16 protein-coding genes are annotated in these 16,686 nt (G+C 73.7%); 11 read left to right on the top strand and 5 right to left on the bottom strand.

Annotated elements, in window-relative coordinates; all coding sequences use genetic code 11:
- Positions 1-30: 30 nt before the first annotated feature.
- Together Ani05nite_RS21920 and Ani05nite_RS21925 are read right to left on the bottom strand one after the other, a co-directional pair.
- Positions 31-891, bottom strand: coding sequence for a hypothetical protein (locus tag Ani05nite_RS21920; RefSeq protein WP_203770898.1), 861 nt, complete (start codon positions 889-891; stop codon positions 31-33).
- A gap of 25 nt (positions 892-916) precedes the next feature.
- Entirely contained in the window at positions 917-1,705 is a 789-nt protein-coding gene (locus tag Ani05nite_RS21925; protein WP_203770900.1) for an enoyl-CoA hydratase-related protein, read from the bottom strand.
- A gap of 36 nt (positions 1,706-1,741) precedes the next feature.
- Between Ani05nite_RS21925 and hemW the strand changes: the two genes are divergently transcribed.
- A complete protein-coding gene (gene hemW, locus Ani05nite_RS21930; protein WP_203770902.1) occupies positions 1,742-2,953 on the top strand; it encodes a radical SAM family heme chaperone HemW in 1,212 nt (403 codons plus the stop codon).
- A 39-nt stretch (positions 2,954-2,992) separates the two neighbouring features.
- On the opposite strand, the gene Ani05nite_RS21935 is transcribed toward hemW, so the two are convergent.
- Positions 2,993-3,718, bottom strand: coding sequence for a DUF4870 domain-containing protein (locus Ani05nite_RS21935; protein ID WP_203770904.1), 726 nt, complete (start codon positions 3,716-3,718; stop codon positions 2,993-2,995).
- 180 nt (positions 3,719-3,898) lie between these two features.
- Between Ani05nite_RS21935 and hrcA the strand changes: the two genes are divergently transcribed.
- Both hrcA and dnaJ read left to right on the top strand, forming a co-directional pair.
- Positions 3,899-4,921: a heat-inducible transcriptional repressor HrcA gene (hrcA, locus tag Ani05nite_RS21940; RefSeq protein WP_203770905.1), complete on the top strand. Its 1,023-nt coding sequence runs from the start codon at positions 3,899-3,901 to the stop codon at positions 4,919-4,921.
- A 43-nt stretch (positions 4,922-4,964) separates the two neighbouring features.
- Positions 4,965-6,110 (top strand): molecular chaperone DnaJ, encoded by a 1,146-nt coding sequence (dnaJ, locus tag Ani05nite_RS21945; protein ID WP_203770907.1) that lies wholly within the window; start codon positions 4,965-4,967, stop codon positions 6,108-6,110.
- A 79-nt stretch (positions 6,111-6,189) separates the two neighbouring features.
- Here the strand turns inward: dnaJ and Ani05nite_RS21950 are convergent, their stop codons facing one another.
- Positions 6,190-6,864, bottom strand: coding sequence for a hypothetical protein (locus tag Ani05nite_RS21950; protein ID WP_203770909.1), 675 nt, complete (start codon positions 6,862-6,864; stop codon positions 6,190-6,192).
- 817 nt (positions 6,865-7,681) lie between these two features.
- On the bottom strand, positions 7,682-8,563 hold the full coding sequence (locus Ani05nite_RS21955; RefSeq protein WP_203770910.1) for an SDR family oxidoreductase: 882 nt from the start codon (positions 8,561-8,563) through the stop codon (positions 7,682-7,684).
- Positions 8,564-8,647: 84 nt separating this feature from the next.
- Here Ani05nite_RS21955 and Ani05nite_RS21960 point away from each other — a divergent pair, with 84 nt between their 5' ends.
- The 8 genes from Ani05nite_RS21960 to Ani05nite_RS21995 all read left to right on the top strand — a co-directional run bounded on the left by Ani05nite_RS21960 (position 8,648) and on the right by Ani05nite_RS21995 (position 16,675).
- Entirely contained in the window at positions 8,648-9,226 is a 579-nt protein-coding gene (locus Ani05nite_RS21960) for a TetR/AcrR family transcriptional regulator (protein WP_203770912.1), read from the top strand.
- Positions 9,227-9,316: 90 nt separating this feature from the next.
- Positions 9,317-10,051, top strand: a complete 735-nt coding sequence (locus Ani05nite_RS21965) for a 16S rRNA (uracil(1498)-N(3))-methyltransferase (RefSeq protein WP_203770914.1) — start codon at positions 9,317-9,319, stop codon at positions 10,049-10,051.
- A gap of 40 nt (positions 10,052-10,091) precedes the next feature.
- On the top strand, positions 10,092-11,147 hold the full coding sequence (locus Ani05nite_RS21970) for an iron chelate uptake ABC transporter family permease subunit (RefSeq protein ID WP_203770916.1): 1,056 nt from the start codon (positions 10,092-10,094) through the stop codon (positions 11,145-11,147).
- Positions 11,144-12,187, top strand: a complete 1,044-nt coding sequence (locus tag Ani05nite_RS21975; protein WP_203770918.1) for a FecCD family ABC transporter permease — start codon at positions 11,144-11,146, stop codon at positions 12,185-12,187. The genes Ani05nite_RS21970 and Ani05nite_RS21975 overlap by 4 nt, the downstream gene beginning before the upstream one ends.
- Positions 12,188-12,197: 10 nt before the next feature.
- The gene (locus Ani05nite_RS21980) at positions 12,198-12,992 is read left to right on the top strand and encodes an ABC transporter ATP-binding protein (RefSeq protein WP_203770920.1); all 795 of its coding nucleotides are present in this window, start codon (positions 12,198-12,200) and stop codon (positions 12,990-12,992) included.
- 37 nt (positions 12,993-13,029) lie between these two features.
- Positions 13,030-13,242: an MbtH family protein gene (locus tag Ani05nite_RS21985; RefSeq protein WP_203770922.1), complete on the top strand. Its 213-nt coding sequence runs from the start codon at positions 13,030-13,032 to the stop codon at positions 13,240-13,242.
- Positions 13,239-14,924, top strand: a complete 1,686-nt coding sequence (locus tag Ani05nite_RS21990) for an ABC transporter ATP-binding protein (RefSeq protein ID WP_239130485.1) — start codon at positions 13,239-13,241, stop codon at positions 14,922-14,924. Before Ani05nite_RS21985 ends, Ani05nite_RS21990 begins: the two co-directional genes overlap by 4 nt.
- Positions 14,921-16,675, top strand: a complete 1,755-nt coding sequence (locus Ani05nite_RS21995) for an ABC transporter ATP-binding protein (RefSeq protein ID WP_203770924.1) — start codon at positions 14,921-14,923, stop codon at positions 16,673-16,675. The genes Ani05nite_RS21990 and Ani05nite_RS21995 overlap by 4 nt, the downstream gene beginning before the upstream one ends.
- Positions 16,676-16,686: the final 11 nt, after the last annotated feature.

The following is a 16,686-nucleotide window of genomic DNA, read 5'->3' on the forward strand; positions in this document are numbered from 1 at the left end:
TGAATAAACGTGAATATGAAGGCAGATCGGCTAGTGGAAGACCTCGGCCACCACCGTGGCGTTCCCCGCCACCCCGTCGCCGGTTACGGGCTGCCACTTGCCGCCCGGCGCGCTCCACTCCAGATCGGCGAACCGGACCCGCTCCACCCCCGTGCTGCTGGCGTGCGAGACCAGCCAGTGGGCGTACCGCCAGCCCGCGCCGGCGTCCTTGACCGCGACGCTCAGGCCGCCGGCCTGGGTGGCCTCGATGGTGGCCAGGCCCTTGCCCCAGTCCAGCCGCATGCCCTCGGCCAGGGCCGCCGCCGCGGTCGCGCCCCGCAGCGCCGGCTCGCCGCTCACCGTGCACTCGACCGCCCCGGTCGCCCGTCCGGTGAGGGCCTTGGCGAGCACGGCCGACTCGTCGGCCCACTTCTCGTACGCGTTCGGGTAGGCCGACCGCTGCACCTTCTGCGCCGCGTCGGTGACCCGCATCTTCTGCCAGCCCTTGACCTTCTTGAGGGCCGAGTAGAACTTGCCCGCCGAGTACCGCGGGTCCTGGATCTTCTCCGGCGTGCCCCAGCCCTGGCTGGGGCGCTGCTGGAAGAGCCCGACCGAGTCCCGGTCCCCGGTGTCCAGGTTCTCCAGCTTGGACTCCTGCAGCGCGGTGGCCAGCGCGATCACCACGGCCCGCTCGGGCATCTTGCGGCGCACGCCGACCGCGGTGATCGTGGCCGCATTGGCCATCTGCACCAGGTCCAGGGCGACTTCGCCGTCCGCCCGGACGATGCACTCCGGGCCCAGCTGGGGGAGCTTGATCTTGCCACCGACGGAGGTGACGGCCACGACCACGCCGAGGGCGCCGAGGAGCGCGAGCAGGGCCACGACCACTACCGGCTTCCTCCGCACGCACACTCCCTCCGTCGAGTGACAAGCGTAGTCAACGGGCGCTGGTCTCCTGCGGCGCCGGCACCCAGGAGGCCGGGCGCTTCTCCCGGAAGGCCGCCACGCCCTCGCGTCCCTCGCTCGACCGGAAGTATCCGGCCGAGCGCTCCGACAGCTCGGCCAGGTCGGCCCGTACGGACTCGGCGGGCCGGCGGCGCAGCAGCTGCTTGGCCCCGGCCAGGGCCAGCGGACCACCCCGCACCAGGGAATCGGTGTACGCGCCCACGGCCGCGTCCAGCCCCTCGGCCTCGACGGCCGCGGTGACCAGCCCGATCTCGGCCGCGCGGACCCCGTCGAACACGTCACCGGTCAGATACAGCTCGGCCGCGGCCCGGGGCGCCAGCCGGGGCAGCACCGTGGCGCTGATCACCGCCGGGATGACGCCGAGGCGCACCTCGGAGAACGCGAAGGTGGCCGCCCGCGTGCAGACCGCGATGTCCGCGGCCGCGATCAGGCCCAGCCCACCCGCGCGGGCCGGGCCGGCCACCCGGGCCAGCACCGGCTTCGGCAGCTCCCAGATCGCGGCCAGCACGTCGGCCAGCAGCTCCGCGGGCACCCGGCCGGACGCGCGGGCCTCGGCGGTCTCCTTCAGGTCGGCGCCCGAGCAGAAGACCGGGCCGGTGTGCGAGATCACCACCGCCCGGACCAGCGGGTCGGCGACGGCGGCGGCCAGGGCGTCCAGCAGCTGGCGCATCAGCGGCGTGGAAAGCGCATTACGGTTCGCCGGGCTGTGCAGCGTGACGGTGGTCACCCCGGCGGCGGTGACGGTACGGACCAACTCCATGCCGGAACCCTAACGGTGGACGTGCACACTTGACGGATGCCTGGTCCCCTGCCCGACGGCGAGCCCGTACCCAGTGACGGCTCGCTGCCCGACAGTGCCCTGCGCGACGTCGGCGGCCGCGGCTTCGGGGTCTACGTCCACGTCCCGTTCTGCGCGAGCCGGTGCGGGTACTGCGACTTCAACACGTACACCGCCAGTGAGCTCGGCGGGGGCGCCAGCCGGGAGGGCTACGCCGACGCCGTGCTGGCCGAACTGAAGCTGGCCGCCTCGGTCACCGGCGCGCGCGTCGACACCGTCTTCGTCGGCGGCGGCACGCCGACCCTGCTCGACCCGGCCGACCTGGGCCGCATCCTGGACGGCATCGACCAGGCGTGGGGTCTGGCCGCGGGCGCCGAGATCACCACTGAGGCCAACCCGGAATCGGTCACCCCGGGCTCGCTGCGGGCGCTGCGCGCGGCCGGCTTCACCCGGATCTCGCTGGGCATGCAGTCCGCCGCCCCGGCCGTGCTGCGGATCCTGGAGCGCCGGCACACGGCCGGGCGGGCGCCGCAGGCCGCGGTCGAGGCCCGGGAGGCCGGCTTCGAGCACGTCAACCTCGACCTGATCTACGGGACGCCGGGGGAGACGGCCGAGGACTTCGCCACCTCGCTGCGGACCGTCGTCGACGCCGGGGTGGATCACGTCAGCGCGTACTCGCTGATCGTCGAGGACGGCACCCGGATGGCCGCCCGGATGCGCCGCGGCGAGCTGCCGTACCCGGAGGACGACGTGGCCGCGGACCGCTACCTGGCCGCCGAGGAAGCCCTCGGCGCGGCCGGTTTCTCCTGGTACGAGGTGTCGAACTGGGCGACGACGGCGGCGGCTCGGTGCCGGCACAACCTGCTGTACTGGACCGGCGGGGACTGGTGGGGTCTCGGGCCGGGCGCGCACAGCCACGTCGGCGGGGTGCGCTGGTGGAACGTCAAGCATCCCGCGGCGTACGCGGAAAGGGTCGAGGCCGGTCTCTCGCCCGGGCTCGGCCGGGAGATCCTGACCGGGGCGGACCGGCACGTCGAGGACGTGATGCTGCGCGTACGCCTGCGTGACGGCCTGCCGCTGACCGTGCTCGACGCACCTGGCCGGGCCGGCGCGGCCGCGGCCCTGGCCGGTGGCCTGCTGGACCCCGCGGCGTACGAGGCCGGCCGGGTGGTCCTCACCCTGCGCGGCCGGCTGCTGGCCGACGCGGTGATCCGCGACCTGTTGCCGTGACGGCGGTGGCGCCGGGCCGGGCCCGGCGCCACCGGCGCACTACTTGATGAGCTGGACCGTCATCGGGTAGTTGTACGGCTCGTTGTTGTTCGCCTTCACGCCGGCGATGATGCCGAAGATCGTGGCGATCGCCCACGCGGCGATGCCGACGAAGAAGCCGACGATGATGCAGGTGAGCACCCAGCCGACGATCGCGATGATCGACCAGAGGATCTGGAAGTTCAGCGCCTTGACCGCCTCGGCCCGCACGGCCGGGGACTGGTTGCCCTTGGCCAGCAGCGCCACCAGCGGCGCGATCCAGCCGGAGCAGCCGCCACCGAGGAAGGCGCCGGCCGCACCCCCGAAGTGGGCGACCAGGATCCAGGTCTTGTCGTCGCCACCCGGGGCGTAGCCGCCGGGCGGGTAGCCACCCGGCTGCTGACCGTAGGCGCCGGGAGCGCCGTACGGGGTGCCGCCGGGAGGCGGGCCGTAGCCGCCGGCGCCGGAGCCGGGCGGCGGAGCGTAACCGCCGGCGCCCGAGGACGGCGGCGGTGCGTAACCGCCGGCACCCGAGCTGGGCGGTGGCGCGTAGCCTCCGGCACCCGAGGTGGGCGGTGGGGTGCCGTAGGTGGGCGGCGGGCTGCCGTAGGTGGGCGGCTGCGGTGAGCCGTACGCCGGGGGCGGCGGGGCCGATCCGGAGGTGGGATCGTTACCCGAATAAGGGTTCAGCGGCGCGGTGGGGTCCGAGGGATTCCCCTCACCGGGCGGACGCGGCGGTTCAGTCATGCGCACACGGTAGGACCGCTGGTCGAACGTGGCGAGAGCAACACCCTGGCAAGGTCGGAGAATAGACACTCGGCTAAGTGGCACGGGCCCTGTCGGCTGATCATCGCGCGGCGGGCCCGGGCGACGTAGACTGGCACTCGACTTTGAGGAGTGCCAAGGGAGTCAAGGGAGGATCTCGCCATGAGTCTTGACGACCGCAAGCTCGAGGTGCTCCGCGCCATCGTCGAGGACTACGTGGCGACCCAGGAGCCGGTGGGCAGCAAGGCCCTGGTCGAACGGCACCAGCTCGGCGTCTCCCCGGCCACGGTCCGCAACGACATGGCGGTGCTGGAGGAAGAGGGCTACATCCGCCAGCCGCACACCAGCGCCGGCCGGGTGCCGACCGACGCGGGCTACCGGCTCTTCGTCGACCGGCTCTCCCGGGTCAAGGCGCTGAGCCCGGCCGAGCGCCGCGCCATCGAGCGCTTCCTGGTCGGCGCGGTCGACCTCGACGACGTGGTGCACCGCACGGTGCGTCTGCTCGCGCAGCTCACCCGCCAGGTCGCCGTCGTGCAATACCCCAGCCTGGCCCGCTCCTCGGTGCGCCACCTCGAGCTGGTGCCGATCTCCACCACCCGGCTCATGCTGGTGATGATCGCCGACACCGGCCGGGTCGAGCAGCGCCTGGTGGAGCTGCCCGCCCCCACGGCCAGCGACGACGTGCTGGACATGCGCCGCACGATCAATTCCAAGCTCACCGGCGAGAAGCTGGCCGACACCCCGCCGCTGGTGCAGACACTGGTCGACGAGTGCGCCCCGGAGAAGCGCACCACGATGGCCTGTGTCGCCTCGGTGCTGCTCGAGACGCTGGTCGAGCGCAGTGAGGAACGCCTCGCCCTGGCGGGTACGGCGAACCTGACCCGCGGCGGCGTGCTGGACTTCCAGGGCTCGCTGCGGCCGGTCCTCGAGGCGCTGGAGGAGGAGGTCATCCTGCTCAAGCTCATCGGAGAGGTGGAACCGAGCACCACCCGGGTCCGCATCGGCGACGAGAACGAGATCGACAACCTGCGGGCGGCATCCGTGGTCAGCACGGGTTACGGACCAGGCAAGACGATCGTTGGTGGGCTCGGCGTGCTCGGGCCGACCCGGATGGACTACCCCGGCACCATCGCGACGGTGCGTGCCGTGGCACGCTACGTTGGCGATTTGCTGGCACAAAACTGACGGAACCGCTCAGCGCTGGGCAGACATGAGGACTCGAACCCCTGTGGCCAAGGACTATTACGGAATTCTCGGCATCAGCCGCGAAGCCACCGACGACGAGATCAAGCGCGCTTACCGCAAGCTGGCCCGTCAATACCACCCGGACGTCAACCCGGACCCCGAGGCGCACGAGAAGTTCAAGGACATCAACGCCGCGTACGAGGTCCTCTCGGACGACCAGAAGCGGCAGATCGTCGACCTCGGCGGCGACCCGCTGGCCCCGGGCGGCGGCGGCGCGGGCGGACCGGGCGGACCCGGCGGCGCCGGCCCGTTCGTCGGCTTCCAGGACATCATGGACGCGTTCTTCGGCACGGCCGCCGGCGGCGGCTCCCGCGGACCGCGCCCCCGCACCCGGCCCGGCGCCGACGCGATCCTGCGCCTGGAGCTCGACCTGGTCGAGACGGCCTTCGGCGTCGAGGCCCCGATCACGGTCGACACCGCGGTCCTGTGCACCCAGTGCTCCGGCGCGGGCACCGCACCCGGCACCCACCTGGCCACCTGCGAGACGTGCGGCGGCCGCGGCGAGGTCCAGTCGGTGCAGCGCACGTTCCTCGGCCAGGTCGTCTCGTCCCGCCCGTGCCAGGTCTGCCAGGGCCACGGCACGGTCATCCCGCAGCCCTGCCCGACCTGCGCCGGCGACGGCCGGATCCGCACCCGCCGCTCGCTGACCGTGAAGATCCCGGCCGGCGTCGAGGACGGCATGCGCATCCGCCTGGCCCAGCAGGGCGAGGTCGGCCCGGGCGGCGGCACGGCCGGCGACCTGTACGTGGAGATCCACGAACGCCCGCACGACGTGTACTCCCGCAAGGGCGACGACCTGCACTGCCGGGTCACCCTGCCGATGACGGCGGCGGCGCTCGGCACCAGGCTGACCATCAAGACCCTGGACAGCGAGGAGAACATCGAGGTCAAGCCGGGCACCCAGCCGGCCTCGACGCTGCGCATCCGGGGCAAGGGCGTGCCGCACCTGCGCGGGCAGGGTCGCGGCGAGCTGTTCGTGCACCTGGACGTGAAGACGCCGACCAAGCTGACGGCGGACCAGGAGCGGATGCTGCGCGACTTCGCCAAGACGCGGGGGGAGGACATCGCCGAGCTGAGCAAGCAGGGCGGGTTCTTCTCGCGGATGCGGGACGCCTTCAACGGGCATTAAGATCAAGATCAATTTCTGGTCGTGCCTGGTTGCCGATAACTGACCGTCGCTCCCGCCGATTGCGGGGTGCGTGCTGGGTTCATCCGGTTTCTGGGCTTCGGGGGATGCCTTGCTCCGGGCGGATGTCAGGCTTGGGTTCTGCTCGGGGCATCCCCGTTCGGCCGAGTGTGGATCGCGGGCGGCAGTCATCGGTTGCCGCAGGGCGGGTCTCGGGCCAGTGCGCGGCGAGCGCCTCGAGATCGCCTCCGCCGGCTGGCCAGCAGACCTCATCACCGTCGCCCTCCCGGTCAAGCACGAGGCAGGCGGCCCCGACGGACTCGGCCAGCCCGGTGAAAGCACCCCTGACGCATGCCGACTGCTCGAACAAGCGGCTCATGCTGGTGGTGGCCGCGGTGAAGTCCAGCCGCGAGTAGCCGGAACGCAAACCGCAGTCCCGCCAGAAATGCAGATAGACCGCACCGACCCAGATCCGTCCCAGCGCGTCCGGGTGCTCCTGCCTCCCCTCGCGTCGTTCCACCTCGGCCCAGGCCCGGATCGCCTCGTCGCCGACCGGGAAGTACAGGCATGCGTCCAGCGACCAGTGGTCCACATCCCCGGCCGGCTCACCCCGGAACGGCACCGTGATCCGCTCGCCGCCAGGCACCACGACATCCACCGACCCGATCCCTTCCCGGGCGATCGAGGCGACTGCCCGCAAGGCCCGGCCGACCGCTCCGGTGGGCAGGTAGAGGTCGTATCCGTAATCGATTCCCATCAACGCACCCCGCCGAACCTCATCCTGTCGCACAGCGCGCGGAACCCGTTGCCGCCGGGATCCGAGCGGCGATCCGCATCCCGCTTCGTGTAGCCGTCACTATGCGCCGGCTCGCTGGCAGGCGCAGCCCTCGTCATCGAGGGTGGACCCGAACTCCTCAAGATCCGGGCGGTGGGGCGGTGGGGCTGCTGTTCGGCTTCGGCTCGGCCTGGGTTCTCGCAGTTTGTCCAGCTCTGGCCCCGCTCGGCTTCTCGGGCCTGCTCGGCTCGGCTTGGCCTACCGCTCCCATGCTGCTCCCCATCCCCCGATCCTGCTGAGAGCTTCCTCGCGGTTCTGGCCTCGGGCTGGCGCGTCGTCGATGCCCCTTTCTCGCTGGATGTTGAAGCGCTACGGCCTGAAAAGCGGGCCGGGCTCTGCAAGATCCGGAGGGTGGGACGAGGGCGGGCTTCTCCTGGAGCGGCCGCCGCCCATCGAGGGTGAATTGCGACATCTTGCGGACCGCGACCCGTGACTCCTGACGGAGACCTCCGGCCTGCGACTGCGCCTGCGGTCCCCGCGACTGGGGTCCCCGCGACTGGGGTCCCCGCGACTGGGGTCCCCGCGCCTGCGGTCCCCGCGCCTGCGGTCCCCGCGACTGCGGTCCCCGCGCCTGCGGGCCGTGAAGCGGGCCACGACCGGCGAGCCGGACCGAGACCCATGACTGCCGACCGCAACCCGCGACCCCGCGAATGCCGACCGTCGAAGCAGCCCCCGCCCTGCCGCTTCACGCGGCGATCCCGTCGGCTGGAACATGTGCCATTTCCCGGCCGCCCGTTGCTCACGGTTCGATGAGTTCCAGGTCTCGCAGCAGGCTCGGGTGCTTCGGCTGCCACCCGAGCGCCGCCCGCGTGTACGCACTCGAAGCAGGCTGATCAGCCGAGAAGATCGGTGCGAGTGGCCCGTACGTTTCCGCCGGCACGGCCTCCACGGGTAGGCCCAGGCGGCGGCCGATGACCGTGGCGAGGTCGCGTACCGCGTCGCCCTCGTCGGCGACGGCGTGCCAGGCCGATCCGGCCGGCGCCTGTTCCAGGGCGAGCCGGAAGAGCGTGGCGGCGTCCCGGGCGTGCACCGCCGGCCAGCGCTGGAGGCCGTCGCCGGGGTAGCCGGACACCCCGGTGCGGCGGGCGATGTCGGTCAGCAGGCCCGCGAAGCCGCCCCGGCCTTCGTTGTGGACCGTGCGCGGCAGGCGTACGGCTGTGCTTCTGACGCCGTGCGAGGCCAGGTCCAGGATCGCCGTGACCGCGCGACCGCGACCGCCGACCGGCCCGTCGGTCGGCAGCGGGTCGGTTTCGGTGGAGACGCGGCCCGGCACCCAGGGCGTGCCCGAGACGGTGACGAACGGGCGGTTGCTGCCGGTGAGTTCCTCGCCGAGGGTCCTCAGGGCGGCGCTTTCCTCCTCGACCGCCCGGGCCAGGGCCTCGGGGCTGCTGAAGTCGTTGCTGAAGGCCAGGTGGATCACGCCGTCGGCGCGAGCGGCGCCGGTGCGGAGGGCGTTCAGGTCGGTGAGGCCGCCGGGAAGGGGCTCGGCGCCGGCGGTCTCGGCGGCCAGGGTGGAGGCTTCCGAGCGGGTGAGGGCGAGGACGGTGTGGCCGTTGCCGAGCAGCTCGGCGATGACGGCGGTGCCGATCAGGCCGGTGCCGCCGGTGACGAAGACGTGCATGGGTGCCCTCCGAAAGTGATGGGACTCTTGTCCCGTCACGCTAGCACGGTGATGGGACAATGGTCCCGTCACTATGATGGGCCCATGGCGCGGTGGGAACCTGGGGCACGGGAACGACTTGTCCTGGCTGCCGTCGACCTGTTCGTCGAGCAGGGGTACGACGCCACGACCGTCGCGCAGATCGCCGAGCGGGCCGGGGTCACCAAGAGCACGTTCTTCCGGCACTTCCCCGACAAGCGGGAACTTCTGGTCGCCGGGCAGGAGACGCTGAGCCGGCTGCTGGTCGAGGGGATCGCCGGTGCGCCCGCGGAGGCCAGCCCGCTCCAGGCGGTCGGCGCCGGTCTCGTCCGTGCGTCGAGCGCGATGGGCCCCGCGAACCGCGAGCTCGGCCCCCGCCTGAAGGCGGCCGTCGCCTCCAGCGCCGAGCTCCAGGAGCGTGACGCACTCAAGAGCGTCAGCCTCGCCGCCGCGATGACGAATGCCCTGCTCGCTCGGGGTGTGTCGGGCGCGACCGCGGCCCTCGCGGGTGAGCTGGGGGTGCTCGCGTTCAAGCGGGGCTACGCGGCGTGGTCCGAAGGGGACCGCGACGACGAGGACGACCTCGGCCGGCACGCCCTGGCGGCCCTGGACGAGTTGCGGGCGGCGAGCGCGTCGCTGGGCTGACGGGCCGGGGCTGCGGCGGACCGAAGGGACGCGCCGTCGGCCCGGAGCGGGCCACGCCCGCCCGTCGACGCGTTTGGGTAGCGTGAGCCCGTGTCTGCGCCTCTTTTCCTCGTTGACGAGCTGCCCAGCGGCCGGCGGTTCACGCTCGCCGGTGCCGAGGGGCACCATGCCGCCACCGTGCAGCGGCTCAAGGTCGGCGAGGATCTGCTCCTCTCCGACGGGCGCGGCGGCACCGCCGTGGCCGAGGTCACCGCGGTCGGCCGGGGCAGCGTCGACGTCGCCGTGCTGGGCTGGGAGCTCGCCGACCCGCCCGATCCGCGGCTCGTCGTGGTGCAGGGCATCGCCAAGGGCGACCGCGGTGAGCTCGCCGTGCAGGCCATGACCGAGATCGGGGTCGACGAGATCGTGCCCTGGGCCGCCTCCCGCTCCGTGGCCCAGTGGCGGGGCGACCGCGGCGTCAAGGCCCGGGAGAAGTGGGTGAGCACCGCCCGGGAGGCCGCCAAGCAGGCCCGGCGTTCCTGGCTGCCCGTGATCGCCGGCAACCCGGACGTCTCCACCAAGAAGGTGTCCGCGCTGCTGCCGGCGGCCGCCGCGGCGTTCGTCCTGCACGAGGAGGCCACCGACCGGCTCAGCCGGGCCAAGCTGCCCGGCGGAGGGGACATCGTGCTCGTGGTCGGGCCCGAGGGCGGGATCAGCGACCAGGAGCTCGGGTCCTTCGTCGCCGCCGGGGCCCAGCCGGTGCGGCTCGGGGACTCGGTGCTGCGCACCTCCACCGCCGGCATGGCCGCCCTCGCCGTGCTGTCGGCGCGCCTCGACCGTTGGTAGCCATGGTGACGGCTTAGGAAGGGTAGCCTAAGCTTCGCCCATGGTTCTGACGCGGACGCCGGTGCGGCCCCCGGCCCCGGCCGCCGCGGGCATAGCCGCCACCCAGGCGCGGCGCGGCCTCGGCCTGCTCGTCTGCCTCGGCGTGCTGGCGCTGGTCTGCCTGCTCAGCGTGGCGCTGGGCACCCGTACCGTCTCACCGGGCGTGGTGTGGGACGCGTTCTTCCACTTCACCGACACCGACGACCAGTCGATCGTGCGGGACCTGCGGGTGCCGCGCACCGCGCTCGGGCTGCTGGCCGGGGTCGCGTTCGGACTGTCCGGCGCCGTCATCCAGGCGGTCACCCGCAACCCGCTGGCCGACACCCAGATCCTCGGCATCAACGCCGGCGCGGGGCTGTTCGTGGTGTTCGCGGTCGGTGTGCTCGGGCTGACCAGCCTCGCGCAGTACCTGTGGTTCGGCTTCGCCGGGGTCGCGTTCGCGCTCACCCTGGTCTACCTGCTCGGCTCGGCCGGGCGCGGCGGCGCCACCCCCATCCGGCTCACCCTCGCCGGGGTGGCGCTCGGCGCCGTCATGGACGGCATCTCCGGGGGCATCCGGCTGGTCCGGCCCCGGGCCTTCGACTACCTGCGGTTCTGGGACGTCGGCTCGCTGGCCGGGCGGCCGCTGGAGGTGGCGGCCACGATCCTGCCGTTCGTGCTCGCCGGGGCCGCGCTCGCGCTGGTCGTGGCCCGGTCGCTGAACGCCGTCGCGCTCGGCGACGATCTGGCCCGTACCCTCGGCGCCCGGGTCGGGCGGACCCGGGTGCTGGCCACCGTCTCGGTCATGCTGCTGGCCGGCGCGGCGACCGCCGCGGTCGGGCCGATCGGGTTCGTCGGGCTGATGGTGCCGCACGTGGTGCGCTGGATCGTCGGCCCGGACCAGCGCTGGATCTTCGGCTACACCGTGGTCTGCGGGCCCGTCCTGCTGCTGCTCGCCGACATCGCCGGCCGGCTCGTGGTGCGCCCGGGTGAGCTGCGCGTCGGGGTGGTCACCGCGTTCCTCGGCGCGCCCGTGCTGATCTGGTGGGTCCGCCGGGCCCGGGTGAGCGGCCTGTGAGCGTCGACTTCGGCCGCCGGGTCCTGGTGGTCCGGCCGCACCGGGGCGTGTCCGGCCGGCTGTCCGTCCGGCCCGCGCTGGTGTGCCTCGCCCTGCTGCTGGCCGCGCTGGCCACCGGGGTGCTGGCGCTCGGCGCCGGCGAGTTCACCCTCACGCCGTCGGAGGTGCTGGGCGCGCTGGCCGGCGAGGGCACCCGGGCCGCCCGGCTGGTGGTGGTCGAATGGCGGCTGCCGCGGGTGCTGCTCGCCCTGGTCATCGGCGCCGCGCTGGGGCTGGCCGGGGCCGTCTTCCAGGCGCTGACCGGCAATCCGCTGGGCAGCCCCGACGTCATCGGGTTCGGCACCGGCGCCTACACCGGCGTGCTGGTCGTGACCGTGCTGGCCGGCAACGGGTACTACCTGGTCGCGGCGGGCGCGCTGGCCGGCGGGCTGGCCACCGCGGCAGTCGTCTACCTGCTCGCCCACCGGCGCGGCGTGCCGGGCTTCCGGCTGATCATCGTGGGCATCGCGGTCAGCGCCATGCTGGCCTCGGTCAACCAGTGGTTCATCGTCACGGTGGACCTGCAGGCGGCCTTCGCCGCCATGCTGTGGGGGCAGGGCAGCCTCAACGGTCTCGGCTGGGCCCAGGTCACCCCGGTGGTGGTCACCGTCGGGGCGCTCGGCCTGCTGCTGATCGGGTACGGACCCCGCCTGTCGCTGCTGGAGATGGGCGAGGACGCGGCGGCCGCGCTGGGCGTACGCGTCAACCGCACCCGGCTCGCGTACCTGGTCATCGGGGTCGCCCTCACCGCGGTGGCGACCGCGGCCGCCGGACCGATCTCCTTCGTCGCGCTCGCCGCCCCCCAGCTGGCCCAGCGGCTCACCCGCACGCCCGGTATCGCCCTGCTGCCGTCGGCGGCGATGGGCGCGTGCCTGCTCATGATCAGTGACTTCCTCGCCCAGCGGGCGTTCGCGCCGACCCAGCTGCCGGTCGGCGTGGTGACCGTGTCGGTCGGCGGCCTGTACTTCGTCTGGCTGCTGGTCCGCCAGGCGCGACGGTAAGGGAGCTGCGATGAGCCTGGCCGCCCGCGACATCACCATCGGCTACGACCGCAAGACGATCAGCGAGCACCTCGACCTGGTCGTGCCGGAGGGCCGGATCACGGCGATCATCGGGCCCAACGCCTGCGGCAAGTCCACCTTGCTGCGTGCGCTGTCCCGGCTGCTCAAGCCGAGCGCCGGCGAGGTGCTGCTGGACGGCCGGGACATCCACACCCGCCCGGCCCGGGAGGTCGCCCGGCGGCTGGGGCTGCTGCCGCAGTCGTCCGTCGCCCCGGACGGGATCACGGCGGCCGAGCTGGTCGCGCGGGGCCGGTTCCCGCACCAGCGGCTGATCCGGCAGTGGTCGGCCGAGGACGAGGCGGCGGTGGTCGCGGCGATGGCCGCCACCGGGGTGACCGAGCTGTCCGGCGAGCTCGTCGACACCCTCTCCGGCGGGCAGCGGCAGCGGGTCTGGGTGGCCATGGTGCTGGCCCAGCAGACGCCGATCGTGCTGCTGGACGAGCCGACCACCTTCCTCGACATCGCCCACCAGATCGAGCTGCTGGAGCTGTGCGTGCGGCTCAACCGGGAGCAGGGCACGACGATGCTCGCGGTGCTGCACGACCTCAACCAGGCCGCCCGGTACGCCGACCACCTGGTGGTGATGAAGGCGGGGGCGATCGTGGCCCAGGGCGACCCGCGCGCGGTGCTGACGGCCGAGCTGGTCGCGGACGTGTTCGGGCTGGGCTGCCGGATCATCGACGACCCGGAGACGCACACCCCGCTGGTCATCCCGCGCTCCGGCGTGGCCCGGCGCATAGGTTAGGCTGTCCTTACTTCTGACCGACCTGTGGGGAGACCGCGTGTCCAGCAACCCGTTCGACGACGAGAACGGCACCTTCCACGTCCTCGTGAACGACGAGGAGCAGCACTCGCTCTGGCCGTCCTTCAAGGAGATCCCGGCCGGCTGGCGCAGCGTCTTCGGGCCGGCGCCGCGGCAACAGGCCCTCGACTACGTGGACGCCCACTGGACCGACCTGCGGCCCAAGTCGCTGCGCGACAGCATGGCCCAGTGAGCCGATCGGGCGCCCGGATCCTGCTGCGCACCACCACCCGCAACGCCCGGAAGCTGTGGACCGGCACCGCCCTGATCGCGGTGCACCAGGCCTGCGAGACGTTCGTGCCGATCCTCATCGGCGTGGTCATCGACCGGGCCGTCACCCCCGGCGACCCGGGCCGGCTGCTGCTCTGGGTGGGCGTGCTGGCCGTGCAGTTCACGGTGCTGACCATGGCGTACCGGTTCGGCGCGCGGCAGCTCATGCGGGCCATCGCCGAGGAGGGCCACCGGCTGCGGCTGGAGGTGTCGGCGAAGATCCTGCACCCGCGCGGGGTGCGTACCGAGCTGCGGGCCGGGGACCTGCTGACGGTGTCCACCAGCGACGCCGACAACACCTCGTACCTGCTGGACTACGTGCCGCGGATCGCCGGGGCGGTGGTCGCCACGGTGATCAGTGCGGTGGCGCTGCTGCTGATCTCCGTACCGCTGGGCCTGGTGGTGTTGGTCGCCACCCCGGTCGTGCTGGTGCTGCTGCAGCTCAGCTCGCCGCTGATCACCCGGCGGGTGGCCGACCAGCAGGAGCAGGCCGGCCGGGCCACCTCGCTGGCCACCGACCTGGTCAGCGGGCTGCGGCCGCTGCGCGGCCTCGGCGCGCAGGACGCCGCCGCCGGCAACTACCGGGTGGTCAGCCGGCGCTCGCTGGCAGCCACCCTGCGCGCCGCGCGCACCCAGGGCGGCTACCTGGCCGCCTCCACCGTGCTGAGCACGCTGCTGGCCTGCGGCATCGCGATCCTGGCGGGCTGGTTCGCGCTGACCGGGCGGATCACCGTCGGGCAGTTCGTCACCGTGATCGGGCTGGCCCAGTTCCTCATCGAGCCGTTCGGGACCCTCGCGGTCGTGCCCGGCTGGATCGCCGAGGCGCGGGCCTCGGCCGACCGGGTCGCGCTGGTCGCCGACGCCGGGCTGGTGCTGCCCGAGGGCGCCGACAAGCCCGCCGAGCACCCCTGCGACCTGCGGCTGTCCGGCGTCCGGCACGGCCCGCTGGACGGGCTCGACCTGCACGTGCGGCCCGGCGAGTTCGTCGGCGTCGTGGCCCGCCGCCCCGGCGACGCCGAGGCGCTGGTCAGGCTGCTCAGCGTCCCGGCCGGCTACCACGGCAGCGTGCTGCTCGGCGGCTCGCCGCTGGAGCAGGTGGACCGCGCCCACGCGCGCCGGCTGCTGCTGGTCGAACCGCACCACAACGACCTGTTCACCGGCACGATCGCCGCCAACCTGACCGGGCCCGCCGACGGCGAGATCCCGCCCGGCGTGCTGCGCGCGGCCGCCGCCGACGAGGTGCTCGACACCCAGCCCGGCGGGCTCGCCGCGCCGGTGGCCGAGCGCGGCGCCAGCCTCTCCGGCGGCCAGCGCCAGCGGATCGCCCTGGCCCGCGCGCTGCTCGCCCGCCCGCCGGTGCTGGTGCTGCACGACCCGACCACCGCCGTCGACGCGGTCACCGAGCACGCCATCGCCCAGGGGATCCGGTCGCTGCGGCACGGCCCGGGGTCCGGCTTCGCCACCGTCGTCATCACCAGCAGCCCCGCCCTGCTGGCCGCCACCGACCGGATCGTCGTGCTCGGCGACGGGACGGTCGCCGCGGAGGGCGCGCACGAGACGCTGGGCGCGAGCGACGAGACCTACCGACAGCTGGTGCTGCGATGAGCGAGAGCCCGATCCTGCCCATCGCGCCGGCCCGGCAGACCCGGGCCTGGCTGGGGGCCGAGCTGCGCGGCCGGCCGGCCGAGGTCACCGGGACGCTGCTGGCCGGCGTCCTCGCGGCCGCGGCCGCGATCGTGCCCGTGTACGCCCTCGGCCTGCTCGTCGACCGGGTCCGCGCCGGCGCCGGTACGGGCGCGATCGTCTCGATCTCCGTCGTCATCGTCGCCGCCGCGCTCGTCGGCGGCGGCGCGACCGGACTGTCCTCGTACCTGGTCGGCCGGCTCGGCGCCCGCATGCTCGCCGACCTGCGCGAGAGCACCGTCGCCACCGCGTTGCGGCTGCCGGCCCTCGTGCTGGACCGGGCCGGGCGGGGCGACCTGCTGTCCCGGGTCGGCGCGGACATCGCGGCGATCGGCAAGGCCGTCTCCGACGTGCTGCCCAATGTGATCTCGGCGTTGCTGCTGGGCGTGCTGAGCCTGGCCGCGATGGCCGGCATCGACTGGCGGCTCGGGCTGGCCGGGGCCGTGGCCGTGCCGTGCTACGTGGCGGCGCTGCGCTGGTACCTGCCCCGGTCGGCGCCCCGGTACGCCGCGGAACGCCGGGCCGTGGCCGAACGGTCCCAGCTGCTCGTGGAGAGCATGCAGGGGCTGCGGACCGTGCACGCGTACCGGTTGGAGGAGCGGCATCTCGCCGCCATCGACGCCGCGTCGGCCCGGGCCCGCGACATCGACGTCGGCGTCTTCACGCTCTTCACCCGCTTCGTCGGGCGGGTCAACCGGGCCGAGTTCCTCGGGCTGGCAGCGCTGCTCGTGGCCGGCTTCTGGCTGGTCCGGGACGGCTCGGTGACCGTCGGGCAGGCGGCCGCGGCGGCGCTGCTGTTCCACCGGCTGTTCAACCCGGTGTCGACGCTGCTGTTCACCTTCGACGAGGTCCAGGCGGCCGGCGCGAGCCTGTCCCGGCTGGTCGGCGTCGTGGCGATGCCGGTGGAGCAGCGCGGCCCGGGCCGCCCGCCGGCGGACGCCTCGCTGACCCTGGACGACGTCTCCTTCAGCTACGACGGCCGTACGCCGGTGCTCCGGCGGGTCGGCCTGCGCCTGGCGCCGGGGGAGCGGGTGGCGCTGGTCGGCTCCACCGGGGCCGGCAAGACCACGGTGGCCTCGATCGCCGCCGGGGTGCTGCGTCCCGCCGAGGGCGAGGCGCGGGTCGGGGGCGTGCCCGTGCCGCAGCTGCCGGCCGGGACCGTGGCCATCATCAGCCAGGAGACGCACGTCTTCGCCGGACCGCTCATCGAGGACCTGCGGCTGGCCCGTCCGGAGGCGACCGCCGAGGAGGTGTCCGCCGCGCTGGCCACCGTGAACGCGCTGGCGTGGGCCCGGGCGCTGCCCGAGGGGCTGGACACCCTGGTCGGCGACGGCGGCCACGAGCTGACCCCGGCCCAGGCCCAGCAGCTCGCGCTGGCGCGGCTGGTGCTGCTCGACCCCGTGGTCGCCGTGCTGGACGAGGCGACCGCCGAGGCGGGCAGCGCGGGCGCCCGGTCGCTCGAGGAGGCGGCCGCGGCGGCGACCCGGGGGCGGACGGTGCTGATCGTGGCGCACCGGCTCACCCAGGCGGCGTCGGCGGACCGGGTCGTCGTGCTGGAGCACGGCGAGATCGTGGAGGCCGGGTCGCATGCCGAGCTGGTGGCCGCCGGGGGACGGTACGCGCAGCTGTGGGCGGCGTGGGAGACGCGGAGCTCGGCGGCCGCACCGGGCTAGGGGGTGGGGTT

This window comes from Actinoplanes nipponensis (genome assembly GCF_016862275.1).
GTDB classification, from domain to species: domain Bacteria; phylum Actinomycetota; class Actinomycetes; order Mycobacteriales; family Micromonosporaceae; genus Actinoplanes; species Actinoplanes nipponensis.

Excerpts from the sequence above, each read along its gene's own strand:
- Ani05nite_RS21980 (WP_203770920.1), top strand. The coding sequence starts at position 12,198 with ATGAGCCTGGCCGCCCGCGACATCACCATCGGCTACGACCGCAAGACG.
- Ani05nite_RS21955 (WP_203770910.1), bottom strand. The coding sequence starts at position 8,563 with ATGCACGTCTTCGTCACCGGCGGCACCGGCCTGATCGGCACCGCCGTC.
- Ani05nite_RS21925 (WP_203770900.1), bottom strand. The coding sequence starts at position 1,705 with ATGGAGTTGGTCCGTACCGTCACCGCCGCCGGGGTGACCACCGTCACG.
- Ani05nite_RS21960 (WP_203770912.1), top strand. The coding sequence starts at position 8,648 with ATGGCGCGGTGGGAACCTGGGGCACGGGAACGACTTGTCCTGGCTGCC.
- Ani05nite_RS21970 (WP_203770916.1), top strand. The coding sequence starts at position 10,092 with ATGGTTCTGACGCGGACGCCGGTGCGGCCCCCGGCCCCGGCCGCCGCG.
- Ani05nite_RS21935 (WP_203770904.1), bottom strand. The coding sequence starts at position 3,718 with ATGACTGAACCGCCGCGTCCGCCCGGTGAGGGGAATCCCTCGGACCCC.
- hrcA (WP_203770905.1), top strand. The coding sequence starts at position 3,899 with ATGAGTCTTGACGACCGCAAGCTCGAGGTGCTCCGCGCCATCGTCGAG.
- Ani05nite_RS21950 (WP_203770909.1), bottom strand. The coding sequence starts at position 6,864 with ATGGGAATCGATTACGGATACGACCTCTACCTGCCCACCGGAGCGGTC.
- Ani05nite_RS21995 (WP_203770924.1), top strand. The coding sequence starts at position 14,921 with ATGAGCGAGAGCCCGATCCTGCCCATCGCGCCGGCCCGGCAGACCCGG.
- hemW (WP_203770902.1), top strand. The coding sequence starts at position 1,742 with ATGCCTGGTCCCCTGCCCGACGGCGAGCCCGTACCCAGTGACGGCTCG.